The 25795-nt window shown below is 68.7% G+C and carries 15 protein-coding genes and 7 tRNA genes; 11 read left to right on the forward strand and 11 right to left on the reverse strand.

What is annotated here, in order from left to right; translation table 11 throughout:
* Positions 1–169: 169 nt before the first annotated feature.
* From ABN611_RS34630 to ABN611_RS34640, 3 genes are read right to left on the reverse strand one after another with little or no spacing between them, the layout of a single operon-like run.
* Positions 170–835, reverse strand: a complete 666-nt coding sequence (locus ABN611_RS34630) for a response regulator transcription factor (protein ID WP_350276511.1) — start codon at positions 833–835, stop codon at positions 170–172.
* The gene (locus ABN611_RS34635; RefSeq protein ID WP_350276512.1) at positions 832–2388 is read right to left on the reverse strand and encodes an ATP-binding protein; all 1557 of its coding nucleotides are present in this window, start codon (positions 2386–2388) and stop codon (positions 832–834) included. The genes ABN611_RS34630 and ABN611_RS34635 overlap by 4 nt, the downstream gene beginning before the upstream one ends.
* A gap of 47 nt (positions 2389–2435) precedes the next feature.
* A complete protein-coding gene (locus ABN611_RS34640; RefSeq protein ID WP_350276513.1) occupies positions 2436–3506 on the reverse strand; it encodes a GntR family transcriptional regulator in 1071 nt (356 codons plus the stop codon).
* Positions 3507–3588: 82 nt separating this feature from the next.
* On the opposite strand from ABN611_RS34640, the gene ABN611_RS34645 reads away from it, so the two are divergent.
* The 3 genes from ABN611_RS34645 (at position 3589) to ABN611_RS34655 (ending at position 6424) form a co-directional block, all read left to right on the forward strand.
* Positions 3589–4296, forward strand: coding sequence for an SDR family NAD(P)-dependent oxidoreductase (locus ABN611_RS34645; RefSeq protein WP_350276514.1), 708 nt, complete (start codon positions 3589–3591; stop codon positions 4294–4296).
* A 67-nt stretch (positions 4297–4363) separates the two neighbouring features.
* Positions 4364–5785 (forward strand): glycosyltransferase family 39 protein, encoded by a 1422-nt coding sequence (locus ABN611_RS34650; RefSeq protein ID WP_350276515.1) that lies wholly within the window; start codon positions 4364–4366, stop codon positions 5783–5785.
* An 18-nt stretch (positions 5786–5803) separates the two neighbouring features.
* Positions 5804–6424: an SUMF1/EgtB/PvdO family nonheme iron enzyme gene (locus ABN611_RS34655; RefSeq protein ID WP_350276516.1), complete on the forward strand. Its 621-nt coding sequence runs from the start codon at positions 5804–5806 to the stop codon at positions 6422–6424.
* Here ABN611_RS34655 and ABN611_RS34660 read toward each other — a convergent pair.
* Positions 6410–7297: a zinc-binding dehydrogenase gene (locus ABN611_RS34660; protein ID WP_350276517.1), complete on the reverse strand. Its 888-nt coding sequence runs from the start codon at positions 7295–7297 to the stop codon at positions 6410–6412. The two genes, ABN611_RS34655 and ABN611_RS34660, sit on opposite strands and share 15 nt — an antisense overlap.
* Positions 7298–7578: 281 nt before the next feature.
* Between ABN611_RS34660 and ABN611_RS34665 the strand changes: the two genes are divergently transcribed.
* Complete coding sequence (locus ABN611_RS34665) at positions 7579–8145, forward strand: GNAT family N-acetyltransferase (RefSeq protein WP_350276518.1); 567 nt, start codon at positions 7579–7581, stop codon at positions 8143–8145.
* An 863-nt stretch (positions 8146–9008) separates the two neighbouring features.
* On the opposite strand, the gene ABN611_RS34670 is transcribed toward ABN611_RS34665, so the two are convergent.
* The 3 genes from ABN611_RS34670 to ABN611_RS34680 form a co-directional block, all read right to left on the reverse strand.
* Positions 9009–9080: transfer RNA gene (locus ABN611_RS34670), tRNA-Val, on the reverse strand.
* 27 nt (positions 9081–9107) lie between these two features.
* Positions 9108–9178, reverse strand: a tRNA-Cys gene (locus ABN611_RS34675).
* 32 nt (positions 9179–9210) lie between these two features.
* Positions 9211–9283, reverse strand: a tRNA-Gly gene (locus tag ABN611_RS34680).
* A gap of 175 nt (positions 9284–9458) precedes the next feature.
* On the opposite strand from ABN611_RS34680, the gene ABN611_RS34685 reads away from it, so the two are divergent.
* A complete protein-coding gene (locus ABN611_RS34685; RefSeq protein ID WP_350276519.1) occupies positions 9459–10277 on the forward strand; it encodes an aminotransferase class IV in 819 nt (272 codons plus the stop codon).
* A gap of 129 nt (positions 10278–10406) precedes the next feature.
* On the opposite strand, the gene ABN611_RS34690 is transcribed toward ABN611_RS34685, so the two are convergent.
* Positions 10407–10967 carry a CGNR zinc finger domain-containing protein gene (locus ABN611_RS34690; RefSeq protein ID WP_350276520.1) on the reverse strand — a complete coding sequence of 187 codons (561 nt, stop codon included), beginning with the start codon at positions 10965–10967 and terminating at the stop codon, positions 10407–10409.
* A 127-nt stretch (positions 10968–11094) separates the two neighbouring features.
* On the opposite strand from ABN611_RS34690, the gene ABN611_RS34695 reads away from it, so the two are divergent.
* Positions 11095–11166: transfer RNA gene (locus tag ABN611_RS34695), tRNA-Val, on the forward strand.
* A gap of 485 nt (positions 11167–11651) precedes the next feature.
* Here ABN611_RS34695 and ABN611_RS34700 read toward each other — a convergent pair.
* A complete protein-coding gene (locus ABN611_RS34700) occupies positions 11652–12665 on the reverse strand; it encodes an SDR family NAD(P)-dependent oxidoreductase (protein ID WP_350276521.1) in 1014 nt (337 codons plus the stop codon).
* Positions 12666–12736: 71 nt separating this feature from the next.
* Here ABN611_RS34700 and ABN611_RS34705 point away from each other — a divergent pair, with 71 nt between their 5' ends.
* A complete protein-coding gene (locus ABN611_RS34705; RefSeq protein WP_350276522.1) occupies positions 12737–13654 on the forward strand; it encodes an AraC family transcriptional regulator in 918 nt (305 codons plus the stop codon).
* A gap of 7 nt (positions 13655–13661) precedes the next feature.
* Here ABN611_RS34705 and ABN611_RS34710 read toward each other — a convergent pair whose 3' ends face one another.
* Complete coding sequence (locus ABN611_RS34710) at positions 13662–14102, reverse strand: pyridoxamine 5'-phosphate oxidase family protein (protein ID WP_350276523.1); 441 nt, start codon at positions 14100–14102, stop codon at positions 13662–13664.
* A gap of 96 nt (positions 14103–14198) precedes the next feature.
* Here ABN611_RS34710 and ABN611_RS34715 point away from each other — a divergent pair, with 96 nt between their 5' ends.
* The 4 genes from ABN611_RS34715 to ABN611_RS34730 all read left to right on the forward strand — a co-directional run bounded on the left by ABN611_RS34715 (position 14199) and on the right by ABN611_RS34730 (position 15512).
* Positions 14199–15062: a sigma-70 family RNA polymerase sigma factor gene (locus ABN611_RS34715; protein ID WP_350276524.1), complete on the forward strand. Its 864-nt coding sequence runs from the start codon at positions 14199–14201 to the stop codon at positions 15060–15062.
* 168 nt (positions 15063–15230) lie between these two features.
* Positions 15231–15303 (forward strand) — tRNA-Gly (locus ABN611_RS34720).
* Between the two features lie 39 nt (positions 15304–15342).
* Positions 15343–15413 (forward strand) — tRNA-Cys (locus tag ABN611_RS34725).
* A 27-nt stretch (positions 15414–15440) separates the two neighbouring features.
* Positions 15441–15512: transfer RNA gene (locus tag ABN611_RS34730), tRNA-Val, on the forward strand.
* A 72-nt stretch (positions 15513–15584) separates the two neighbouring features.
* On the opposite strand, the gene ABN611_RS34735 is transcribed toward ABN611_RS34730, so the two are convergent.
* Positions 15585–25706: a LamG-like jellyroll fold domain-containing protein gene (locus ABN611_RS34735; protein ID WP_350276525.1), complete on the reverse strand. Its 10122-nt coding sequence runs from the start codon at positions 25704–25706 to the stop codon at positions 15585–15587.
* Between the last annotated feature and the right edge of the window lie 89 nt (positions 25707–25795).

A 25795-nucleotide genomic window follows, 5' to 3' on the forward strand; every position in this document is an offset into this window, starting at 1 on the left:
GCTTGCTGGGTAGTCCGGAGGGTGAGGGCTCCGGGAGGGTCCACTATCCCATGACCCGGTGTCCTCACCACGTCACCACCCGGAGCGTCCGATGACGGTTCCGCAACCAGTATCCAGGCGCGCGGTGACCATGCGTCGCGATGGCCCGAAGCGGCCGCCTACCCGCAGGTCAGCGGCTGACCAGACCGGCCTCGTAGGCAACGATCGCCGCCTGCACCCGGTTCTTCACGCCGAGCCGCAGCAGGATCGCGCTGACGTACGCCTTGACCGTCCCCTCGACCAGATACAGCCGGGCCGCGATCTCGGCGTTCGACAGCCCCGCGCCGACCAGTCCGAGCACGTCCAGCTCCCGCGGGCTCAGCACGGCCACTTGTTCCTTCGCGGCCGCCGCCCGCGCCATCGCGCCGCCACCCGATCCGGCGCTCAGCTCGGCGATCACCCGCTGGGCGATCTTCGGCGACAGGTACGCCGCTCCGTCGGCCACGGCCTTCAGCCCGGCGATGAGCTCCCGCGGGTCCCCGGACTTGAGCAGGAACCCGCTGGCGCCGTCGCCGAGCGCCCGGGCGATGTAGGCGTCCTCCGAGAACGTGGTGAGAATGACCACCGCGGTCTCCGGCACGGTCCGGCGGATCTCGGCCCCGGCCGCGAGCCCGTCCATCCGCGGCATCCGGATGTCCAGTACGGCGACGTCCGGCCGATGCCGCCGTACCGCTTCGACAGCCTCGACGCCGTCAGCCGCCTCGGCGACGACCTCGATCGCCTCGTCGGTGCCGAGGATCGCGCGGACCCCGGCCCGCACCATCGCCTCGTCGTCGGCGAGCAGCACCCTGATCATCCGTTGCCTTCCGGTGTCGGTGGGACGGAACCACTTTGTACTACGGCCTTGCCGACCAGGACGCCGCCGGCGAAGCACAGGCGGTAGACGTAGTTGGTGGAGAACGGTGCGGCCGGGCGGTAGTACCGGCAGGCCCATCCGCTCGGCGGCTGGTAGGCCTCCCCCGGCGCGTCGATCATCTGCATCCGGGGCAGCACCTTGGCGACCTCTGCCTCGGACTGCCCGATGACGAGCGCGTCGTACTGCGCCGGTCGCAGGATCGAGCTGTAGCCGGCCACGAGGTAGTAGCCCAGAGCAACCACGCCGACGATGGCGCCGAGCAGTACCGGTGCGGCGATGGCCGTGATCAGCCCGCGGCGGGCGCTCCGTCGTACCGTGGCTCGCTCGACGGCGGCTGTCGGCGGACCAGGACGTCCGCCGGCCCGGGGCATCGTGGCGGTGAGCTCGAACCCACCAGTCGGTCGTGGGCCCGCGGTGAGCGAGCCGCCGGCCAGCCGGACCCGTTCGCGGAGGCCGTCGAGCCCACGTCCACCTGACGGCGCAGTGACCGGTCTGGTCGCTCCGGTGTCCACTACCTGCACGTGTACGTCGTCCTCGTGCGTGGACACGGTGACGGTCACTGACGCGCCAGGTGCGTGTTTGCTCGCGTTGGTCAACGCCTCCTGCACCACACGATGTACGGCGCGGTCGACCATCGGTGCCAGTACTTCGTCGACCTCCTCGGTCAGCTGCACCGCCAGCCCGGAGGCGGCGGCGCGGTCGACCAGTGCGCGCACCGTCTCGTCGTGCGGCACGGTCGGCGCCTCCTGGTCGCGCAGTACGCCGACGATCTCGCCGAGCCGCTCCGTCGCCACGGCCGCTGACTCGCGGAGCTCCCCTGCCGCACGCCGATGCTCCTCCGGCAGAGACGGGTCCAGCTCGAGGGCTGCTGCGCGCAGCGCGATCAGGCTGAGCTCGTGGCCGACCGAGTCGTGCATGTCCTGGGCGATCCGAGACCGCTCCCGCAGGCGCTCCCGGTCGATCTCGATCTGCTGCTCGCGTTCGATGCGCTCGGCACGCTCCCAGCCGGCAGTGGCAAGCAGCACCTGCTGGGCGCGGTAGCGGCCGACCAGCCACGGCAGCACGACCAGTAGTAGGGCCAGCAGCAGAATCAGTAGCCAGGTCAGCACGGCCTCGGTCGCCTGGGAGCCCCGGCGAATCGTCAGCGCGAGGAGCAGCATCCCGAGGAGTGACCAGCTGCAGAACAGAACGAAGTACTTGAGCTGTGTCTCGCGTCTGCCGGACAGGTAGCTGAACAGGCTGATCGCCGGTACCAGCGCGATCTGCACACCCTCCGTCGTACCGAGGGCGAAGGCGAGGACGACGATCTCCGTCCACGCCACCACACCCAGCGCGGCCAGCGGCCACCTGCGCCGGCTGAAGACGGCGGCTGCCAGTACGGCGAGACACGTCAGCCAGAACCAATACGGGTCCTGGCGGGCGCCGCTCTCGGCGATCACGAGGAAGCTCAGCGCGCCCCACAGACTTATGTCCCCCAGGAGCCGCCACTTCATGCCGTAGACGCTACACAGTCGACCGGCGTCGGCCGTACTGCCGAAAGTCAGGTCTCCGGGTCGATCAGCTCGAACGGCACGTAGGACAGGTTCGGCACCTCTTCGCCGCGCAGCAAGGCCAGTAGTAGGTCCACGGCGCGGCGCCCCATCTCGGTCTGGTTCTGGCGGACGTGCAGGTACGGCGGTCCGCCGATGGAGTCGCCTGGTGAGTCGAAACAGGCCACCACGCGATCGCCCAGCGCCCGGTCGACCATGCGGGCCAGGTTGTACTCACACGCGAAGTACGCCGTCACCTCGGGCCTGCGGTCGCGGAACGCGCGGATCGTGGCCATGTCCGCCCGCACGCTCTCCGTGGTCGTCGAGCCGGGCAGGGTGCTGCGCAGGTCGGTCAGCTCGTACGGCTGGCCCTGCTCGCCGAACGCCGTACGGAAGCCCTCCAGCCGGTCCTCGATCGACGAGGTGTTGACCGGCGGCGGCGATACGAACGCGATGTGCTCGTGGCCCTGCTCCAGCAGCCGCGTGGTCAGCGCGCGGGCCGCGGCCACGTTGTCGGTATGCACTGCGGCCACCGGGATGCCGGACAGGTGGCGGTCGACCAGAACCACCGGGAACCCGTCCAGCACCTGCCGGAGCAGGCTGGCGTTGTAGAAGTCGCCGTGCACCGGGAACACGATCAGCCCGTCCACAGCGCTGACCAGTGAGTCGACGGCCTTCTCCTCGTCGGTCTGGCGGCCGTGCGTACGTCGTACCACCAGGTGGGCGCCGTACTCCGCACTGCGTTCCTCGATCGCGTTGAGCAGGTCCAGCCCGTACGCCTCGGACATATCAGGCACGATCAGCGCGATCGACCGGGCCTCGCGGCGCCGGGACGGGCGCAGCGGAACGGTCAGGTCGGTGAGGTCCGGCAGCCGCCGGACGACGAAGGTGCCCTTGCCGCGGACACGCTCGACCAGGCCCGCCTCCCGCAGGACCTCCAGCGCACGCTTGGAGGTGATCCGGCTGACCTCGAACTGGGCCGCCAGCTCCATCTCGGACGGCACCCGGTCCCCCGGCCGGAGTGCACCACGGCGGAGCTGCTCCAGGACGTGCGCGCAGATCCGCTCGTACAGCAGTGCCACAGCGCCTACCTCTCCCGACCTGTCCGGTTGACATATCCAATCATCCCCGAGAACTGTCGGTGGGCGGTGGCACCGTGCCGGTATGGACATCGCAGGGAAGACCGCAGTGGTCACGGGCGCGGCCGTCGGGATCGGCCGGGCGATCGCCACCTGCCTCGGCGCGGCCGGGGCGTCGGTGGTGGTCGCCGACGTCGACGCGGAGGGCGGCGAGGAGACCCGTGCGCTGATCGGGCCGACCGCGCGGTTCGTCCAGGTGGACATGCGCGACGACGACGCCGTGCGCGCGTTGATGGCGTGCCGGCCGCAGATCCTGGTCAACAACGCCGGCGGCGGCGCGGTATTGCGGCCGTGCTTCCCGGAGGCGTCGGTCGAGCGCTGGACCGCGTCTCTCGAGGTGAACCTCCGCGCGCCGATGCTCACCACCCAACTGGCGATTCCGGGCATGCGGGCGGCGGGTGGCGGTGCCGTGGTGAACGTCGGGTCGACGGCCGGGGTGGGTTTCGGGCCGCACGTCTCCCCCGAGTACAGCGCGGCGAAGGCGGCTCTGATCCGCTTCACGACTACTTTGCGGGACCTCGACGGTGTCCGGGTGAACTGCGTCGTCCCCGATTGGGTCGCCACGCCTCGCGGGATCCGCGAGCGCACCGCCCTGCCTGCTCGCGAACGCGGCCCTGCGCTTATCCCGCTGGAGGCAGTCACGGACGCGGTGCTGCGCTGCGTGGTGGACGAGTCGCTCGCCGGCCGGGTCCTGCTGCTGGAACGGGAGGCGGAGGCGCGTCTGTTGAACTAGACCTGGCTGCTGGCATCATTCCGTCATGACGCGCCCGCCGGTGGCAGCATTCGCGGTTCGGCCAGTGATGACGGTTGCGGTGGCGGTGGGGGCAGTGCTGACCGCGCTGTCCGGCCGGTACGGGTACCACCGCGACGAGCTGTACTTCCTCGTCGCCGGGCGGCACCTCGCCTGGGGGTACGTCGACCAGCCGCCGCTGACGCCGTTCGTCGCGCGGGTGTCGACCACGATCTTCGGCGACACCGTGATGGGCCTCCGGGTGCTGTCGACGCTCAGCACGATGGCCACGGTCGTGGTCGTCGCGCTGATCGCCCGCGAGTTCGGCAGCGAGCGGCGCGGGCAGGTGCTGGCCGCGGTCTGCACCGCGGTGTCCGGGTTCGTGCTCGGCGTCGGGCACATGGTCTCAACGGCGACGTACGACCTGCTGGCCTGGATGCTGATCGGGCTGTTCGCTGTGCGGCTGCTGCGGACCCAGGACGCGCGCTGGTGGCTCGCGCTCGGGCTGACGGCGGGGATCGCCTTGGAGAACAAGTACCTCGTCGTACTGCCCGTCGGGGCACTTCTGGTGTCGTTGCTGATCGTCGGACCGCGCAGCGTGCTGCGCTCGTGGTGGCTGCTCGCGGGTGTCGCGGTGGCCGGGCTGATCGCGCTGCCGAATGTCCTGTGGCAGTTCCAGCACGACTGGCCCCAGCTCACGGTCGCCGGTGGGATCAGCGAGGACGACGGGACCGAGAACCGGATCATGTTCGTGCCGCTGCAGGTCCTGCAACTGTCGCCGTTCCTGGTGCCGGTCTGGATCGCGGGCTTCCGGCGGATCTGGCGGTCGTTGCCGTGGGCCCGTTCTGTGGCGCTGGCCTATCCGGTGCTGTGCGTCGTCGTACTCGCGGTCGGCGGGAAGTCGTACTACGCGCTGCCGTTGCTGCTCGTCCTGGTCGCGGCCGGGTGCGAGCCGACGCTGCGCTGGGTCGATCGTCATCGCGGGCAAGCCGCCGTCGGTGTGGTCCTGACCGCGGTGACGTCCGCCCTCTTCACGTTGCCGGTCCTGCCCGCCTCGGCGGCGGATGTCGTGATTCCGGTGAACAAGGAGCAGGGCGAGCAGATCGGCTGGCCTGCGTTCACCGACGCCGTGGCCGGTGCGTGGGCGCAGGTTCCTGAAGCCGAGCGGTCGACGGCGACGCTCTTCACCGGCAACTACGGGGAGGCCGGGGCCCTCGTGCGCTACGGGCCTTCTCGCGGCCTGCCGACGCCGTACTCCGCGCACATGAGTTTCTGGGACTGGGACCGGCCGCCGGACACGAACACCGGACCGGTTCTCCTGGTCGAGATCGAGCGGACGCCGATCTTCGAGTCCCACTTCCGGGACTGCAAGGAGGTGGGCACGGTCGACAGCATCGTGTCGAACGACGAGGACGGTACGGCGCTGGTGCTGTGCGCGGGGCCGGCTGAGCCGTGGTCCACCCTTTGGCCGAAGATCCGCAGGTACTACTGACGGCTCTACCGTTGGACGATGCTCGACCTGGTGGATGTCCCGGCCGGCCTGCTGTTCCTCCGCGACGACCGGCTCGGCAAGCGCTGGCACGTGAACCTGCCGGCCTTCCGGCTGGCGCGTGTCCCTCTGACCGACGCCGACGGTGTGCCGGTGACCGGGGTGAGCTGGTACGACGCCGTTGCCTTGTGCAACCAGCTCTCACGGGACGCGGGGCTGCCGGTCGCGTACACGGTCAACGCCGACCGCGTGGACTGGGACCGGTCGTCTCCCGGTTTCCGGCTGCCGACCGAGGCCGAGTGGCAGCACGCCTGCACCGCCGGGACGCCGTCGTACCGTTATGGGCCGATCGACGAGATCGCGTGGTACGCGGGGAACTCCGGCGGCTGCGCGCATCCGGTCGGCGGGCTGCTGCCGAATGCGTGGGGGCTCCACGACATGCTCGGCAATGTCTGGGAGTGGTGCTGGGACCTGTACGACCCTTCGACGTACGGGGATTACCGGATCTTCCGGGGCGGCGGGTTCGCCGACGAGGAACGGTCCGTGGGCTCTACCGTGCGCCGCAGGTCGCATCCGACGTTCGCGATCGAGGACCTCGGGTTCCGGGTCGCGCAGTCAGTCGCCGTGTCAGTCCTCGCGTGACGGCCTGAGGGCGAGCTTGCCGACGGTGGCGCGGGCCTCGAGCTCGGCCAGGGCCTTCGGGCCGTCCGCCAGGTCGTAGACGGTCGGGGTGCCCTTGGGGTAGACGCCTGCCTTGATCAGGTCGCTGAGCTCCTCGAGTACCTCGGCGAACAGCTCGGGCGCCTGCTGGATCGTGGTGGTCAGGTGCTGGCCGATGACGTGGACGGGGTGCTTGAAGTTCAGCTCCCAGTTGCTGACCGAGGCCTCACCGCCGGCGGCGCCGATCACGACCACCCTGCCGGTCACCCTTCGCGCGACCTCGATGCTCTGCCTGAAGGTGTCGCCACCGACCGATTCGAGCACGATGTCCGCACCGCGGCCGTCCGTGAGGCGCCGTACCTCCGCGACGAGATCCGTCGTGTAGTCGATGACGTGATCCGCGCCGAGCCGCCGTACGACGTCATGCTTCGACGCGGAGGCCGTGGCGATGACTGTTGCCCCGTAGTGCTTCGCGATCCGCACGGCCGCCTGGCCGACACCGCCGGCGGCGGCGTGGATCAGGACGGTGGTGTCCGCGGTCAGACCGCCGAGCTGTTTAAGGGAGACGAGCGCGGTCGCCCAGTTCAGGACCAGGCCGAGCGCCTCCTCGTCCTTCCACCCGGCCGGCACCGGGACGACGGCGTCCGCCGCCATCACCATGTACTCAGCGAAGGCGCCGTACCCCGTCCCGATGACGTGATCACCAACGGCCACAGCTGTCACACCTTCGCCCAGCGCGACGACCTCTCCCGCAGCCTCGAACCCGGCGACGTACGGCGGCCGCGGACCACCGTCGTACGTGCCACGGGTCTGCATCACATCCGCAAAGTTCACCCCGGCAGCCCCGATCCGCACCAACACCTCCCCCACCCCAGCCACCGGCACCGCGGCATCCCCCACCAAACGCAACTCCCCCGGCCCACCCCACGCCCCCTGCACCAACGCCCGCACGACCCCACCATCCTTCTGTTTGTTTGATCGCGATCGTACATCAGTTCGCCCACCATCAAACAGCTGGCTGTCCCAACCCGCGAGCGCCACAGCGCGAGCCACCGCATTCCGTCGGCGGGCTCGGCGAGGGTTGGCTGCTGCAAATCTGCTCGCCGCCGTGCGGTCCGGCCCGTTACCGTCGCCGGATGGAGCTCATCACCACCCCGCGGCTTGTGCTGCGCTGGCCGATCGAGAGCGACTTCCAGACCTTGTGCGAAACCTGGACCGACGCGCGCGTCGCCCGCTTCATGGACGACTTCGGCCCACGCGACATGCCGTCCGTCCGCGAATGGCTGGACCTTCACTCCAGCGGAACCAACCGCGACGGCACCCATCTCCAGCTGATCCCCACCCTCCGCACCACCGCAACGCCGGTGGGCTGGCTGGGCCTAGGCGCCAGCGAGGACCCCCTGGCCACCTGGAGCTTCGGATACGCCATCCACCCCTTCCACCGCTCGAACTGCTACGCCACCGAGTCCCTGGAAGCCGCCCTGGAGTACTGCCACACCCACCTCACCATCGACTCGATCTGGGGTGAATGCAATCCCCACAACACAGCCTCAGCCAAGGTCATGACCAACGCCGGCCTGACCGAAGTAGCCCCATCCCCCACCACCCGCCGCTTCCTCTACAACCCCACGCCCTCAACGGACCACGGACGACAGCGGGGCGGACAGCGGACAGCGGACAGCGGACAGCGGACAGCGGGATAACGGAAGGCAGCGGGGCGAGTGTCACCTGTCACCTGCTCGCGTGGGACGTCGCCTGCGCACGAGCCAACGGCCAACCCCGCCCCGACAGCCGTTCTGACCACCAACCCAACCCCGCAGCCGAGCCACCCGCCTGCCCGCCCAACCATCACAGGCGATCACACCCTCGACCGGCCCCTGGCATCGAACCAGCAAGCCCACCCCGGCGCAACACGCGCCGCTCACCACCCACCCCGGGCCCAGCACGAGTCGCTCACCGCCCAACCCGCCCAAGCCGGTGAGCGCACCGCCCACGAGCGCGTTGGGCAACAAGCCAGGCACCGCGAACGAACCGTCCGCCGAACTGCCGGCACCGCAGGCGAGCCGCCCACTCAACCGGGCCACAGCCACCGAACTAACCCGCCCAGCCCGGGCACGGCACGAGCCGCTCACAACCCAAGCCACCAGGCTGGTGATCCCACCGCCGAGCCAGGACCCTGACTGGCGAGCCCCGGCCAGAGCCGACGACCCTTACCCGGATCTGCCCACCGCCGAGTCGTGTGAAATGGCTCGAGCCCCAACCGCCGATTCGTGAACAAAGGCGGCTCGATCCCCGCCAAGACTCACGACTCGACCACAGAGGACACACGGCGAGCTGACTGAGCCGGGCGAGACGGGTGAGCTGATCACCTCACCCGACCCAAGCGGGTGAGGTGACCGGCGAAGGAGACGACAGCAGCCGAGCGAAGCCACGGCGCAGAGGGGGTCGCCCCTTCGACCACGCGCCGGAGGCGCAGCTGGTGGCGAGCGAAGTGAAGCCGCACAACACGACGAAGGCGAGGTGGTCAGCGCAGGAACTGCGCGACACACCTCGCCTCTCGTCTTCGTGGACGATACTGGGATCGAACCAGTGACCTCTTCCGTGTCAGGGAAGCGCGCTACCGCTGCGCCAATCGTCCAAGAAACACTCAAACCTGAGGTTCTCGAGGTGGAGACGGGATTCGAACCCGTGTACACGGCTTTGCAGGCCGTTGCCTCGCCTCTCGGCCACTCCACCACTGAGAAAGCTGGCCCGCCGAACCCTCTCCGAGCGGACGACCGGGTTCGAACCGGCGACCTCAACCTTGGCAAGGTTGCGCTCTACCAACTGAGCTACGTCCGCGCTGCGACCGGTTTCAGTATCCCCCGGCGCGAGAAGAACATTAGCCCATCTCCGCCCGAGTTCAAAAACGGGGGTCCCCGGCAGGTCGACGTACGGTCACCGGCTGCTCACCTGCGGGCTGCCGCGCGGCCCCGGATCGCCTGCGCACTAAGGTGTTCTGCGGAAGGAGCACCACATGCGTATCTGGCTGAACGGCGCCCTGCTCGACGGCGCGGCGACGGTCTCGCCGCTGGACCACGGGCTGACCACCGGCGACGGCGTCTTCGAGACGATCAAGATCGAGAACGGTCAGCCGTTCGCGGTCCGGCGGCACCTGGAGCGGCTGGTCCGCTCGGCGGTCGGGCTCGGTCTGCCGACCCCGGACGTCGCGGCGATCGAGTCGGGGATCGACGCGGTGGTGGCGGCCGATCCGGCGATCCCGTTCGGCCGGCTGCGGATCACGTACACGGGCGGCGTGTCGCCGCTGTCGTCGGACCGCGGTACGTCGGGTCCGACAGTCCTGGTCGCGACGCAGGAGATCAAGCGCCCGGCACCGGTCTCCGCGATCGTCACGGTCCCGTGGGTCCGCAATGAACGCAGCGCGGTCGCCGGCCTCAAGACCACGTCGTACGCCGAGAACGTCCGCGCGCTCGCCTACGCGAAGGAGCGCGGCGGCAGCGAGGCGATCTTCGCGAACACCGTCGGCAACCTCTGCGAAGGCACGGGCTCCAACATCTTCTGCGTGTACGACGGCGAACTCGTCACCCCGACCCTCGAGTCGGGCGCCCTGGCCGGCGTCACCCGCGCCCTGGTCCTCGAGTGGTTCGGCGGAATCGAACGCGACGTACCCATCGAGCAACTGTCCGCAGCCGAGGAGATCTTCCTCACATCCACCACCCGCGACATCCAAGCCATCCACCGCGCTGACGACCGCACCCTCCCGGCCCCCGGCACCATCACCACCCAAGTAACCAAAATCTTCACCGAACGCTCCGCCCAACACCCCAACCCCTAACTACCGTCCATGCCGGGACTCAGCCTGCGTTGCCGAGGTGACTGGTTGCATGCCGGATACGAGGGGCCGCCCTGGGGCGGGATGGTCCGCCGCTCACGGAGGGGATGTGAGCGGCGGCGTACGGCGTAGTTACTCGCCTGTGGCCTTGCGGCGTTCGCGGTAGGCGGCTACGTGTAAGCGGTTGCCGCAGGTTCGGGCGTCGCAGTAGCGCTTGGAGCGGTTGCGCGAGAGGTCGATGAGGGCGTCGTTGCAGTCGGGGGCCTCGCAGCGGCGGAGGCGTTCGCGTTCGCCGGCGGAGATCACCTGCGCGAGCGCGATCCCGCACTCCACCGTGATCCGGCACGCCAGCGACGCACCCGCCCGCGAATAGTGGATGTGCCACGGGTGGCCGTCGTGGTTCGTCAGCCGCGGAGTCGCCGTACCGCGGGCGATGATCGCGTTGATCATCGACGCGGCGGAGGCATCGGAATCCGTGGTGAACACCGGCGCGAACAACGGCCGCAGGTCGCGGACCTCGGCCAGGTCCTTGTCCGACAGCGAGTCGACCGCGCTGAACTCCCGTTCCTGGACGAACTTCTCCAGCTCCTCCAAGGTCTCCAGCGAATCGACCTGGCTGTTCGGTCCGGGCATGGTGTTGACGAGCCGGACCAGCGTCCCGAGCGCCTGCTCGGTGTCGTGCGAGAAAGTCACAATCACGTCTCCAACGCGACGGGATCTCCGTCCTGCAGCAAGAGTAGCCCGGCCCGATTAGATCGTCGCTCAATCATGCGCTATGGTTTCACCCGCAACACCACATCAGAAACACCAGCACCACGCTGGGCGATTGGCGCAGTGGTAGCGCGCTTCGTTCACACCGAAGAGGTCACTGGTTCGAACCCAGTATCGCCCACGAAGGCGATAGGCGGCTCGTGCCTGCGGAAAGCGCAGGCCGGGTCGCCTTCGTCGTGTTGTGCGGCTTCGCTTCGCTCGCCGCGGGCGGGGGCTCCGCCACCCGCACCCCCTTGCGCCTTCGCTTCGCTCGGCTGCTGTGGTCCCGTTCGCCGGTCAACTCACCAGCTGGGGCTGGGCTTGCCGGCCGGCACGGGGTGCTCGTTGCGTGCGCCGGCGGGCCTTCGCTTCGCTCGGCTCCTGTGGTCCCGTTCGCCGGTCAACTCACCACCTGGGGTTGGGTTTGCTGGTCGGCACGGTGCGCCGGCGGCCGGCGCTTCGCTCGGCTGGTGTGGTTGGTGTCAGTCGGGCAGGGCGAACGCAACCGGGGCGGTCGCGTGGGGACGGGCATCGGGCGCGGCTCCGTCGAGGAGTTCTGCGAGGGTCGACTGGACGTCCGCAGGCAGCGTGCCGTCGACGACGGACGATAACCCGCCGCCGGTCTGATCAGTGTTTGACGAGCTCTTCGCTCATGGCCCACAGGCGTTCGGCCGAGTCGGGGTCTACGGCGTGTGGGACGACGTCCGAGCGGACGTCGGGGTCGTGGAAGTTCGTGTCGGTGCGGGTGTTGAGCGGCGAGATCTCGTTGTCCTTGAGGTACGTGCCGCCGTACCCGTCGAGCAGCGGGCTTGTCGCGCCGAACACTGCCGTACTCGCGCCCTGTTCGGCGGTCTTGCGCTCGCGGGCCGGATCGATGATCTGGTTGCCGTGCTCGTCCGTCAGCCCCATCGCGTGCAGGTCCTGCGGACTGAGCCACGCGGCGCTAGTCTCCCCCTCGGCCAGGTGCGGGCCGAGGTCGGTGGTGATGACGATCCCGGGGTGGGCGGCGAAGGCGTGGATGCCGTACTGCGACCAACGCCGTTCGAGCTCCACCGCGAACAGGACGTTGGCGGTCTTCGACTGGCCGTAGGCACGCAGCGGGTCGTAGTCGCGCGTGAAGTGCGGATCGTCCCAGCGGATGTCGGACAGCCGGTGGCCGCCGGACGTCACGTTCACGATCCGGGCGCCGTGCGCCGCCTGCAGCGCCGGCAGCAGCCCGAGCGTCAACTGGAAGTGCCCCAGGTGGTTCGTGGCGAACTGCGACTCGTACCCGCGGGCGTCACGGTGCAGCGGGCCCGCCATGATGCCGGCGTTGTTGATCAAGATGTGCAGCGGACGTCCGGAGTCGAGATAGCGCTCGACGAAAGTGTCGATCGACTTGGGATCGAGGAGATCGAGCTGAACGGCCTCCACACGCTCGATTCCCTCGAGGGCGGCGAGAGCGCGCGAGGGGTTGCGGACGGCAACAGTCACGCTAGCTCCCGCCTTGCTGAGCGCCCGGGTGACCTCCAGGCCGAGACCGCGGTGGCCGCCGGTGACGATCGCGTTCTTGCCGGTCAGGTCGATGCCCGCCAGTACGTCGTCGGCGGTCGAGGCTGCGGTGAATCCGGTACCGATGGGGCGTTGCTTCGTCTCTCTCATGCCTCCAGCCTGCGGCGTGGACGGCGTACTCTGAATAAGTACCAGTCCGCCTTTTCTTCGCGAGAGTACAGATGACCGACCAGTTGTCCGAGGTGTTCGAGCTCGTCGAGGTGCGCGGGCTGGTGTCCGGCGGGTTCGCGGCGCAGGGGTGCTGGGTGTCGCGCGCGCAGCCGGCCGAGACGTTCAAGTTCCTCGCGATGGTCAGCGGTCAGGCCCGCCTGGTCACCGACGGGATCGATGCGCCGATCGAGCTGCGGCCAGGTGACGTCGCGATCCTCAACAACCGGACACGACTCGAGCTCACCGGCGGCAGTGGAGACGGGCCGACGCGCGAGGTCGAACCAGTGGAGAGCGACCTGGAGCTACTGGGCGCCGACTGGAACACCAGCGACATCGTTCTCGGCGGCCGGATCGACCTCAACGAGGCCGGTAAGACGCTCCTCGGTGAGGCACTGCCACCGGTCGCCCATGTGCGCGCCTCCCCCACCACCGGCGCGAACCTGCGCGGCAGCCTCCACCGGTTGTTCGACGAGGTCAGCGGCAACCGCATCGGCTCCGCGTTCGCGATCCGGCAGCACACTCAGCTGGTGCTGCTCGAAGTGCTTCGCGCGTACGTCGAACAGACCGAGCTCCCACCGGGCTGGCTGCGCGTCCTGACCGACGACCGCCTCCGCCCCGCACTCACCTTGATGCACTCGCGCCCCGACACGCTCTGGTGCCTGAACGACCTGGCCCGCGCCGCCGCGATGTCCCGCACAGCCTTCGCCGAACGTTTCCGCGCCGTCGCCGGCCTGCCGCCCCGCGCCTACCTGAATCGCTGGCGGATGATGCTCGCCCAGCGGGCCCTCCGCGACGGCGACGTCAGCGTCGGCGCCCTGGCAACCGAGCTGGGCTACGCGTCCGAGAGCGCCTTCAGCACAGCCTTCAAACGCGAAACCGGCCAATCCCCCCTCCGCTACCGCCTCACCACCCGAGCCCAGGCGGGCTGACCGCGCATCAGACCAGCCAGGTGCCGTTCGCCATCAGGACGCGGTCTTTGAGTTCGTTGACTTCGCGCCAGGCTTGGATCTTGGTGGGGGTGATGCGGAAGTACGGGTAGTTCTCGAGACGGCGGGGGTCGAAGCCTGCCTTCGTGGCGAAGGCGTCGGCTTCGGCGGGGGTGGGGTCGGTGACGTCGGCGGTGGCGGTTATGTGGATGACGTCGCGGACCGCGCCCAGTGTCAGTTGGAGTTGTGGGTTCGCGCGGAGGTTGCGGGCCGTGGGGTTGGTGCGGCTTGTTGACAGGAGGAGTGTGCCGTCGGTCCACAGGAAGGACAGCGGCATCAGGTACGGCGTGCCGTCGAGCGCCGCTGTCGACACCCACGCGTCGACGTCCTGGTCCAGGCGGCGCAAGGTGTCCTGTTTGCGCACGTCCAGCGGGCGGGGTGGTGCCTCCATGGGTCCTCCTGTGTCACATGCGCTGCGCGTGATCCGTCAAACGGGGTGACGGCGCTCGGCCGGTCAGTGTGACAGATCGCGGAGGATGTGGTGCTCGTGGACGACTGGCTCGTACTGCGGTTCGAGGAGAACCGGGACCGCCTGCGGGCCGTCGCGTACCGGATCCTCGGGTCCGAGCCGGAGGCCGAGGATGCGGTGCAGGAGACCTGGATCCGGCTCAGCCGCAGCGACAGCGCGACGATCGACAACCTGGGCGGCTGGCTGACCACCGTCGTCGGGCGGATCTGCCTGGACATGTTGCGCGCGCGGCGCGGCCGGCCCGAGCACCCGGTCGGCGAGCACTCCCCGGCGCTCGCCGATGCCGTCGTACCGGATCCGGAACTCGAAGCCGTGCAGGCGGACACGGTCGGCCTGGCGTTGCTCGTCGTACTCGAGACGTTGTCGCCGGCCGAGCGGCTGGCGTTCGTGCTGCACGACCTGTTCGCGGTGCCGTTCGAGGAGATCGCGCCGATCATCGGGAAGTCGCCCGCGGCCGCGCGGCAGATCGCGAGCCGGGCGCGCCGGCGGGTGCGCGGTACGACGGAACCGACCGACGTCGACGTGGTGCGGCAGAAGGAAGTCGTCACCGCGTTCCTTGCCGCCGCGCGGGAGGCGAACTTCTCCGGGTTGCTCGCGGTGCTGGATCCCGAGGTCGTACTGCGTGCCGATGCGGGCGCGGCGGCGTACGGCGGTTCGCCGGTGCTGGCCGGGGCGGCCGGGGTCGCGCAGCAGTTCTCGGGGCGGGCCGCGGCGGCGAAGCTGGTGCTGGTCGACGGGATGCCGGGCCTGGTGTGGATGCGACGGGGCGAACCGCTGATTGTGTTCTCTTTCACGGTGGTCGACGGGCGTGTCGCCGCGATCGATCTCCGGGGCGACGCGGAGTACCTGGAAAACGTCGATCTGGTGCCCATGAAGGGCTGATCGGACGGCGTGGCGAGTGGACAGAAAGCGTGTTCCTGCTCCGCGGAAACGGCGGTTTCCGCGTTGTCAGGAAACCGCTGGTCGCGGTGCGGAATCCGGTTTTTGTCCGGGCGGAAAGTGCGCTACTGTTCTGCTCTCGCACCGAGCGGGAACGCTTCGGAGTGAAGTGCGGACGTAGCTCAGTTGGTAGAGCGCAACCTTGCCAAGGTTGAGGTCGCCGGTTCGAACCCGGTCGTCCGCTCGGAGAGGGTTCGCCCCGACAACGGTGGAGCGTCTCAAGGGTGGAGTGGCCGAGTGGTTAGGCAGCGGCCTGCAAAGCCGTCCACGCGGGTTCGAATCCCGTCTCCACCTCGAGAACCTCAGGATTGAGTGTTTCCTGGACGATTGGCGCAGCGGTAGCGCGCTTCCCTGACACGGAAGAGGTCACTGGTTCGATCCCAGTATCGTCCACCGACACGATGGCGACCCGGCCCGCGGAAACCGCAGGCCGGGTCGCCTTCGTCGTGTCGACGTCGTCCGGTGCTACGGGGCACCCCGATTTGTCCACAGCTTGACCCTGGTGGCGACAGCTACGACCATCAGCGGGATGCTCCCCTCCACCGACGTCAGGCCTACGATGCCGGACTCCATTTGCCCCGGGTAGTTGTGCGACTGTTCCGTCACGGTCTTCATCAAACTCTGCTCCGCCGTCTGCCGCTTCCATTTGGCTTCGACCTCGTCCTTGAGTTCCTCTGCCACGTGGGCAGAGTTCGATGTGTCGCCGGTCGTCGCACGGAGCTCGCGGCCTGACGGGTGCGTCGGCGCGGGATCGTCGTCGGCGCCGCGTCCGCGGGGTCGGCGTAGACCGATGGTGCCGACGCCGGCGGCGATCGCGACGCCGGTCCAGTCCACGCGTCTCGTGGTGGCCAGCTGGGTGGCGGTGTCGCTGACGGCGCCACCGGTGAATCCGGCGAGCATCCGGCCGCCGACCTTGGCACCGAAGCCGCCGAGTGCTCCGGCGATCTTGCCCGCGACGATGCCGCCGACACCGCCGGTGAAGGCGCCGATGCTGCCTTGGACGGCGCCGTGACCAAGTGAGCCGAGGGCGTCCTTGAAGCTGTGGATGTTGCCCTGCGCAGCGTCCTTGCCGAGGTTGATCAGCGCGGCCGCGCCAACGGCACAGGCCACCGCGCCGGCCCCGGCGGTGACGGCCGTGCAGGCGATGCCCGCGGCCACCCCGGCCACGATCGCGGCGACCTGGATCAGGGTGTCCTTGTGCTCCTTCACCCATTTCGCGGCTGCGTAATGGGCGTCCTTGACGGTGTTGGCCACCTGTTTGACGGTTTTGGTGACCTTGTGGACGATTCGTTGACCGGATTGCTTGATCCGGTGGTAGGTGTGCTTGACCCTGCTCTTGATGTGGTTGATGTGCTTGGCGACGCTGTGCTTCACCCGGTGATACGTGTGTTTGACCGTGCTCACGGCCCGCTTGTACGTCTTCTTCGCGTAGTGCACGGCTCGGTGGACAGTGTGTTTGACCGACCGGTACGCGCGATGGACGACCCGCTTGGCCTTGTGCACCGCCTTCTTCACGTGATGGACGGCGTGACGCACCACGTGGGTGGCCGCGCGCCAGCTCGATTTGATGTACCGGCTGGCCGTGGAGGACACGGCCTTTCTTGCCTTGTGGGCGGCCTTCTTCACCGCCTTGAACGGGTTCCAGCCCCAGTGCCCGGTCGGGTCGATCGTCTGCAGGGGGTTGCCGTCGCCGTACTGATAGTGGTTCGCGTCGATGGAGTCCGGCACCGGGTCGTTGTCGACGGTGTCACGGTTGTCGAACTGCCTGGTCGCCGGGTTGTACCAGCGGGCGTGCATGTTGACCCGGTTGGTGACGTTGTCGGTCCACTCCGACTGGTAGCCGAGCTTGCCGATGGTGCCCGCGGTCGCGGTTTTCGTGCCGAACGGGTCGAATGCCACCGACCCGGCCAGCGTCGCGCCGGCCGAGGTGAACTGCCCGACCAGATCGGTGTGCTGGTCGGTCCAGGCGAACACGCCTGTGCCGCCGACCGGCCGGACGCCGAGCACGCCACCGTCCGGGCCCCGGCTGTACGTCGCCGTACCGTCTCCGGCAACGTCGTTGTCCAGGCCGGAATAGGTCAACGCCGTCGACCCGGCCGTCAGCACCCGGCCCAGGCTGTCATAGGTGTACGTCTGCGACCCTATCGCCGTCTGCTGCCCATACGCGTCGCTCGAGAGGGCCTGCGTCGTCGACCCGGTGACGGCCGACTTCAACGTCCCCCGCGCGGTGTAGGTGTAGCTCGTCGATCCGTCGCTCACCAGCTGATCGCGTTCGTCGTAGACCATGGTCGTCGCGCCGACCCGTGTGCGGTTGCCGGACGCGTCATATGCATAGCTCGTGGTCGTCGAGCCGTTGTTCCACGAGGTCAGCCGACCGGCCCAGTCGTAGGTGTAGGTGTGAGCGGCCGCTCCGGAGAACCCGGTCGTCGTCTTCGACGTCTCCTGCCCGTTGAGGTCGTACCCGTACGCGATCGACGCGACCGTCGTCCCGGCCGGCGTCTTCAAGATGTCCGACGTGAGGCGGCTGGCACTGTCGTAGCCGAAGCTCCTCGTGTTGCCGTTGCCGTAGGTCAGCTTGGTCACCCGCGACTGGACGTCGTACGCGTACGAAACCGACTGGCCGGTGGCGGCCACCGTCGCGTTCGACAGCCGGTTCACCGCGTCGTAGGAGTACGTACTGGTTCCCGAGGCGTCCGTCCGCGATGCCATCAGACCATCCGCGGTGTAGCCGAAGGAGGAGCTTCCCGAAGGCCCGGCTGTCGTGGTGAGCAGGCCTCGGTCGTTGTACGCGAAGGTGTCGGTTCCCGTCCCGGCTCTCATCGAGGTGAGCTGCCCGGCCAGGTCGTAGCCGAAGGTCCGGTCCGCCGTGGTGGCCTCGGCCCCGGTGCCCGTCTGCGAGACCAGGTTGCCGACCGCGTCGTACGCGTTGCTGACGACCACGCCGCCGGGCTGTGTCAGCTTCGCCGCGCGGCCGGCCGCGTCGTACGCGGTTGTCCAGGTGCGGTCGTTCGGGTTCGCCGAGGTCGCCGGCTCGATCTGCGACTCCGGCAGACCCCACGAGTTGTAGGTGGACAGGTGCTTGTTCCCGCGCCCGTCGGTGTACCGGGTCCGACGGCCCTGCAGGTCGTACCCGAACGACGTGGTGATCGACTCGGTCGCCGAGACCGGCTGCGTCTCCCCGATCACCAGCCCCGTCGCGTCGTACGTGAACGTCGTGGTGCGCCCGAGCGCGTCGGTCGTGCTCAACTGGTTGCCGTTGGCATCGTACGTCGCCGAGATCTTCGAGATGAACCGGCCTGACGAGTCGTACGCCTTGGCCATGGTGTTGTTGCCCGGTTCGTCGTACACGGTCCGGCGCTTCGACCCGTCGGGCGCGGTGACGACCACCGGCCGGCTCAGGTGGTCGTACCCGTACTGGGTGGAGTTGCCGGCGGCGTCGGTCCGCGTGATCACGTCACCGACGGCGTTGGTGGTGTAGGTGACGTACGACCCGGACGGCTGGGTCTCCCGCTGCAGGAACCCGGCGCTGCTGTACGCGTACGACGTGGTGAACGTGCTGGAGCCGGCTCGCTCGAAGCGCGAGTCGGTGATTTTGCGCCCGAGATAGTCGTAGGTCGACTGGCTGTAGGCGCCCACGGGGTTGACCGTCCTGAGCAGGTCGTCGTTCAAGTCGTACGCGTACGTCGTCACGCCGCCGTTCGGTTCGACCGTCTTCGACAGGCGGCCGAACTGGTCGTACGTGTACCTGGTGACGTGTCCCAGTGCGTCGGTGGTCGAGGTGACGGTGCCGGACGGGCCGAACGTCGTGGACGACGTCGCGGTGATGGGCGAGCCGCCGGGGGGCGTGTAGTTCGGCAGTCGCGTGGTCACCGGCCGACCGGACGTGTCCCGGGTGATGACGGTGACTGTGCCGTCCGGGTCTCGCAGTTCGACCTCGTCGCCGAAGGTGTCGTAGCCGGTGGTGGTGACGGGTCGCGCGCTGACCGGCGTACCACCGTTGGACTCCGCGGCGACCGCCGCACCGGTAGTGACCGCGACGTTGCCGGACTCGTCGTACTCGTAGTGCTCGATGTTGCCGAGCGGGTCCGTCTCGGACAACGGCAGGCCACGCTGGTCATAGGTGTAGGTGGTGCGGTTGATGACGTCGCCGAGGGGCCGGGCCTCGGACCACCCCCGGCCGTACAGGCTGGACACGTCCGACGCCGACAGCGGCCGCTGGTAGACCTGGACCTGGGCGACGGACCCGCTGAACGGCGCCTCGGTCGTCCCGTTGTACTTCGAGCGGCCGATCGCGAGCGACCCGCTCGAGGCGATCGGCGTGGTGTCGGCGGCCGTGCCCTGGGCGGCGCCGTTGACGTAGAGGGTCATCTTGCCGTCGACGGCGTTGTAGACGCCGACGAGGTGGGTCCACGTGTTCAGGGTCGGCGCGGCAGTGGACTGCGCCGTCGCGGAGGGCGCCGCGGTCGCGTCGGTCAGATTCCTGGTGAACGACCACCTGTTCTCCGTCTTCAGGTACTGCAGTTCGAAGCCGGAGTTGACGTTCGCGTCCTGCGACACGACGGACTGGGTCGTGGTGTTCGTCCCGAGCTTGGCCCAGGCCGTGACGGTGAAGCTCTCGGTGGTGTCCAGGACGCGCTCGGCCGTGGTGGCCCAGCCGGTGCTGCCGTTGAACGCCGCCGCGCCGCCGGACCAGGTGACACCGCTCGTCGCGGTCGCGGTGAAGTCGTGGTCGGAGCTGTCGACCACGTTCGTGCCTTTGGTCGCGTTGAGCTTCCACCAGCCGGCCGGTGACAGCGGTCCGGACGAACGCACGAAGTCGGACGTGACCCGGCCCGCGGTGTCGTAGGTGCTGCCCACAGCCCCGAAGTAGCCGGTGTAGTCGCCGTACGACTTCATGGTGACCTGGTCGTCGTTGTCGTAGGAGTACACCGTCTTGCGGGCGACGCCGTTGGGATCCACCGTCTCGTCGGTGACCCGGCCGACGGCGTCGACGGTGTAGGTGGTCTCGGTGGTGTTGTTGTTGGTGCGTTCCTTGATCACGTTCCCGGCCGCGTCGTACTCGGTCTGCTCCGTGACGAACGACTGGCTGCCGTCAGCGTTTCGCCGGATCACCGCGACCTCGAGGTTGTTGTCGGTGTAGGTGTACGCCGTGACGAAACCCATCGCGTCGGTGATCGAGGCGAGCCGTCCAGCCGGGTCGTACGCCCGCGACTCGGTCACGAGGTCCGCCGCGGGGCTCGGGTTGTTCGGATCTCCCGTGTAGCCGACGAGCGTGGTGGTCAGCAGGTGCCCGTTCGCGTCGTACGCGTACCGCGTCTCGACCCCCTCCTCGTCGACCTCTTTGGTCATGTTCCCGTAGAGGTCGTAGCCGAACGTCGACAGATTGCCGCCGGCGTCGGTCGCCGTCGCGACGTGCCCCAGGGCGTCGTAGCTGTTCTTGAGCGTCCGCGGCTGGTCGCCGCCGGTGGCGTCGCTCACGGTCTGCTGCAGGATCTGCCCGTCCTCGTTGTAGGCCGTCGTGGTGACCGCGGTGTGCACCACCCCGGTCACTCGGTTGGTGGTCGCCGGGTCGGTTTGCCGGGTGATGCGGCCTAGCTTGTCGTACGCCACCTTCGTCACGAGCCCGGCCGGATATCCGCTCGAGATCTCGGTCTTCGACACCGCACGGCCCAGTCCGTCGTACGCGAACTTGGTCACCAGCCCAGCGGGGTCGGTCACCTGCGCCACGTCACCGTTGGCGAAGTACGTCGTGGTCTGCACCTGGCCGCCCGGTGAGGTGATCCGCCACGGCAGTCCGGCCGGGGCGAACCCGCCGTCGGCCGCCGCGACCGTCGTCCCGTCGGTGTAGTCGATCCTGGCGCTACGGCCCAGCGCGTCGGTGGTCTTCGTCTTGTTGCCCGCCGCGTCGTACTCGAACCTCGTCAGATACGTGGTGTCGGTCGCACCGGCCGACCGGCCGTCGCGGACCTCGGTCAGCTGACCGTTGCGAGGATCGAGGGCCGAGGCAGTGTTGAGGTAGTACGAGTAATAGACGGTGGAGCATTTGCCGGCCGACCGATCCTGGCAGGTCTGCTCCGAGATCGTGTTGCCCCGGGCATCGTGTTCACTGGTCGTCACGTTCCCGTTCGGGTCGGTCACCGTCCGCAGGAAGCCGTCCTTGTAGCCGTACGTCGTCTGCCGCTCGGAGCCGCGGTCGGTCCAGATCTCGGCCACCTGCCGATCGCCGTTGTTCACGTCGTAGAGGTAGGTGGTCGTCGCGTTCAGCGGATCCGTCACCACGATCTTCTTCGCCAGGGCCGCGCCCGCCGCGTTCGCCGCCGCGTTCTTCCCGGCCGCGACCTGGTCGGCGACCTGCGCCGCGGTCAGCTGCGAGGTGAAGAACGCGAACTCGCCGATCGACCCCGGGAAGTAGCCCGCCGAGTCCCCGTCCGACCCGGCCCAGGCCGACGACCACTTCCCGGCGCCGAGGTAGGCGTACGCGGGCGCGGTCGAGGGTGCGACCCGGGTCGCGTTGCGGGTGCCGACCAGCGTTCCGTCCAGGTAGAGGGACTGGCTGGTGCTGCTCGCGGCCAACGCGACGTGGTGCCATTTGCCGTCGGCCACCGAACTCGCGGTGGTGAGGACGTTCGCGGTGCTTCCGGTCCAGAAACCACCGCGAAGTTTTCCGTCCACGCCGACATAGAGCGCCGGCACCCAACTGCCGGTCGCGTCCACATCATCCATGGACATGCTCTGGTAGCCGTACAGCACACCGCCCTTGGTCGATCCCGACGGCATGGTGAACCACATCGACACCGAGTTCGGCGCGGTTCCGGGGATCTCCGTCGCCGGAAGCTCCACGTAGGAGGCGGTGCCGTTGAACTTCGCCGCCGTCGCGTCGGCGAACGGTCCCGGCGTGCCGAGGGTCACCGCGTTGTACGTCGCGATCCCGCCGTTGACCTCGTTGACCGCCTCGGAGACACCGGTCTCGTTCATCCGCAGATAGTCGGCCGGACCGCCGGACAGCACCGACGCCGCGTAGATCTGGGACGACCCCGTGACCGTCGGGCTGCTGATCTTCCAGGTGCCGCTGTGTTCGTCGGTCACCTGCGTCACGACACCGCTGACCGGGTCGTACGAGATCTGCGCGCCCGTCGCGCCCGACGGCCGGATGATCTTCGTCAGCGGGTGCGCCGCCGCCGAGGCCGCACCTCGCAGACTCGCCACGTCGGCAGCGGTGAGGGTGCGGTCGAACAGGGCCACGTCGGTGATCGTGCCGGTGAAGTAGGTGGCGAATCCTTGGCCGGTGGTGTTCTGGTGGGGCTGGTCGGGCCAGTTGCCGCCGATGAACCCGGCTCCGACGTACTCGTGCGCTGTGCTGTTCGCGTCGGCCAGTTTGATCAGCCCGGACAGCGTGCCGACCGCGGTCCCGTCGAGGTAGAGCGTCTGGACGTCGCCGGCCGCCGCCAGCACCACATGGTGCCAGGCGCCGTCGGTGACCGGGCTGGGCGAGGTGATGGCGCCGGACGAGGAGCCGTTCCAGAGTTCCGCGTGCAGCTTCCCGCTGGTGCCGACGTACAGAGCCGGAACGTAGTTGCCGGCAGTGGTGACGTTCGTGATCGGGTCCTTCTGGTAACTGAACAGCACTCCTTCGGGCGTCGTGGTCCTGAACCACATGCTGAGGGTCTGGTAGCTCGCCGCGGTCACCAGCTTGGAAGGCATTTCGATGTACGAGGAACTGCCGTTGAATCCGGCCGCTGTCGCCGACGATCCGGGCAGCGATCCGGCCTGCCCCAGCGTCACGTTCCGGTACGTCGCTGCGTCGGTCCCGGCGTTGTCCAGCACAGTGCTGGCCGCCTTGGCCGCACCCGCCGCCTCCGACAACCGCCAGTACGACTGTGGACCAGCATCGAGCAACGCCGTCGGGTACTGCGAACCGGTGCCGTACTCGTACGTCGTGCAGTGTGTGGCGTCGGTCGGCGGGCACACCTTGGTCAGTTGGTCACCGTTGTACGTGTACGACCAGATGGCAACGGAGCTCGAATCGCCCGCGACGGCGGGGTCGGTCGCGACCGTGGCGACGTGGGCCTTGCTCGCGCCTGCGGGCGTCGACCAGGTGAAATGCAACGCCCGAGCGGACGCCGTGGCCGAGATCTTCTCGATCCGACCCGCCGCGTCGTACGTCAACGTCAGCGCCCGGCCGGCCGAATCCTTGATCGACGTCAGCGCGTAGGCTGCGGTACTGCCCGCGGTCCCCGACACTCGCCGGGTGAACAGATACGTCGTGCCGTCCTTGTCCAGCAACGAATACCCGCCCGTCACCGCGGTCAGCACCGAGAACCGGCCGGACGGCGGGGTGAAGCTCCCATCGGCGTTGCGGCCGAACGCCACGTCCGTCCCCGTCGGATACGTGATCACCGCGGTCTGCGCGTTCACCGTCGTGAACCGCTCGACGACAGCGGCGTCGAGCAGTGTCGACCAGCCCGCGCCGAACGCCGAACCGGTGCGCGGGTCGCGGCTGTTGTACGACCGCTGGATCGCCAGCGCCGGACCGACTGTCGCGACCTGGGCGTCCATGGCCTGGGTGGTGTAGTTGCCGACGCTGGGTTCGAAGCCGCGCCCGCCACCGTCCTGCGACAGGCCCGAGGTCAGCAGCGGCTGTGGAGGTGGTGTCGACAGTGGGTAGTAGTACGCGACGTTCAGCGGGTCGGGGCTGGCGGCCCAGCCGTCGTACGACACCACCCACCAGTAGTACGTCTTCGACCACTGCAACTTCCCCGCCGGCACCATCCAGCTCGACGAACTCGTCCACCCCGAGGTGGCCACCAGCGCACCGGACGCGTCGTTGACCTTGAAGTTGTACTGCATCGCTTTCGGCCACACGTCCGGATCGTGGCCCCGGGCCAGCAACTCCGGCGTCAGCGAGGTCGCCTGATAGTCGCGCGGCGGGTACTGCGCATCGATCTGCGGGGCCTTGTTCGGCGTGTAGGACACCGACAGGAACGGCGCGCAGGTGTGGCTGTCACAGACCGCACCGGACGGGCCGTTGCGCGAGGTGAACCGCTTGAAGTCGCTCGTTCGGGTCGGCGACGCGTTGACCAGCAGGCCGTAGTTGGGGATCGTGCCGTTGAGCCAGCCGTCGAGTGTCGCCTTGTCCAACGCGACGCTCGTCCACTCGCCGACCGTCCGGTCGCCACCGGTGTTGGTACACGCCTGCGAGAAGTTCGTCGGCGTCTGCGTTCCGATCGCGGCGCCGAACGCCGGGCCGTCGTAGTTCACGCTGCCGTAGCGGACGGTGCTCTGCGACCACGACTCGTTGACCCGATGCACGGTGTACGGCTGCGCGGTGCAGCTGCCCTGCCAGGTCAGGAACAGGTACAACCGGGCCGACGTGATCCGCTGCCCGTTGAACGTGCTGCCGAAACCCGAGAACGCCATCAGCGCCTTGCCCCGATGCGTGCCCCCGTCCCAGGTACCGACCGCGAGGTTGTCCTCGCCGGAGTGGTCGACGTCGTTGCCGTAGTACATGTAGGTGTCGGAGGTGTTCATGAACTCCACGGTCGGGTCGACCGTCACGGGGTACACGCGCTCGGGAGCGTTGAGCCATTGCTCGTCCGCGATCACCTTCAGGCCGACGCCGCGATCAACCTGTACGAGTTCGTAGCGGACGGCGCTCGACGTGATGAACTCTCCACTGGAGTTGTCGAACTTGGAGTCGTGCATCAGGCCCGGGGGAATGCGGCCCCTGACCACGCCCTTCGCATCGGTGAGCTCGACACCGCCACTGGCGTCGAGGGTGGCGACGAGCCCTTTCAGCTGGAGCGGGAAGACCCACTCGTGCACAGCGCTGCGCTGACGCAGCACGATCGACTCCTTGACCCCGCTCTCCCGCGACTCCACGACGAGGTCGGTCCCAGGCAGTACCCAGGGGTAGGTCACCGAGTACTCCGCGATCCGTGCCGGGACGCCGGCCGCGCCACGCAGCGAGTAGCCGAACCCGACTCCGTCGAAAGACGCCGACACCAGCCGGTCGTCGCCTCGACGCGCGAACTGCAGCCCCAGCCCGTTCGCCCGCTGTCCGAGCCGCTCCCCCGTCGACGTCAGTCGCGCGTCGATCTTCTGCCAGGCGCCGTCGGAGTCCTGGAAGTTGACGGTGCCCTGGGACACCTGCCGGGTGTAGGAGCCGTCCGGGTTCGCGAACAGGTCGGAACCCGCGCTCGAGTCCTTCGCGATCCGCACGCTCCGGCCGGGTTCGAAACCCTTGCTCTCGGGTGTCGTCCGCTGCTGAAACCTGCCCACCTGCCGTTCCGCCGGGGCCGGGTCCGGTGCCCGTCCCGCCCCGCCCGGTGCCTTCGTGTCGGCGTACCCGACATAGTGGTCCTTGCCTGCGGCCGTTCCGCTCTGCTGCACCGGACCTACCGGATCGGTCGCGGCTACGGCATGCGCCTGCGGCCCGGTCAACCACGACCACAGCCGGCTCAGCTTGAAGTCCACCGGACCGAAGGTCGGCGGTTGCGGCATCGCGGTGACCAGCAGCATCGAGACTGCGACGAGCAGGCCTGTCAGCACGCGACGGCGACGGACACGGCGGCGGCGGCGACGGTCCATGGGCGGACTCCTCTCGGGCGTCGGCCACCAGGCCGAGTGAGAGAAAGTTTGAGGTTGATGAATCGATTATTCAAGGGCCAGAATGGATC

Source organism: Kribbella sp. HUAS MG21 (assembly GCF_040254265.1).
In the GTDB taxonomy this organism is placed as follows: Bacteria; Actinomycetota; Actinomycetes; order Propionibacteriales; family Kribbellaceae; genus Kribbella.

Coding starts and splice junctions, on each gene's coding strand:
- ABN611_RS34630 (WP_350276511.1), bottom strand. CDS start 835: ATGATCAGGGTGCTGCTCGCCGACGACGAGGCGATGGTGCGGGCCGGG.
- ABN611_RS34635 (WP_350276512.1), bottom strand. CDS start 2,388: ATGAAGTGGCGGCTCCTGGGGGACATAAGTCTGTGGGGCGCGCTGAGC.
- ABN611_RS34645 (WP_350276514.1), top strand. CDS start 3,589: ATGGACATCGCAGGGAAGACCGCAGTGGTCACGGGCGCGGCCGTCGGG.
- ABN611_RS34650 (WP_350276515.1), top strand. CDS start 4,364: ATGACGGTTGCGGTGGCGGTGGGGGCAGTGCTGACCGCGCTGTCCGGC.
- ABN611_RS34655 (WP_350276516.1), top strand. CDS start 5,804: ATGCTCGACCTGGTGGATGTCCCGGCCGGCCTGCTGTTCCTCCGCGAC.
- ABN611_RS34665 (WP_350276518.1), top strand. CDS start 7,579: ATGGAGCTCATCACCACCCCGCGGCTTGTGCTGCGCTGGCCGATCGAG.
- ABN611_RS34685 (WP_350276519.1), top strand. CDS start 9,459: ATGCGTATCTGGCTGAACGGCGCCCTGCTCGACGGCGCGGCGACGGTC.
- ABN611_RS34700 (WP_350276521.1), bottom strand. CDS start 12,665: ATGAGAGAGACGAAGCAACGCCCCATCGGTACCGGATTCACCGCAGCC.
- ABN611_RS34705 (WP_350276522.1), top strand. CDS start 12,737: ATGACCGACCAGTTGTCCGAGGTGTTCGAGCTCGTCGAGGTGCGCGGG.
- ABN611_RS34710 (WP_350276523.1), bottom strand. CDS start 14,102: ATGGAGGCACCACCCCGCCCGCTGGACGTGCGCAAACAGGACACCTTG.
- ABN611_RS34735 (WP_350276525.1), bottom strand. CDS start 25,706: ATGGACCGTCGCCGCCGCCGCCGTGTCCGTCGCCGTCGCGTGCTGACA.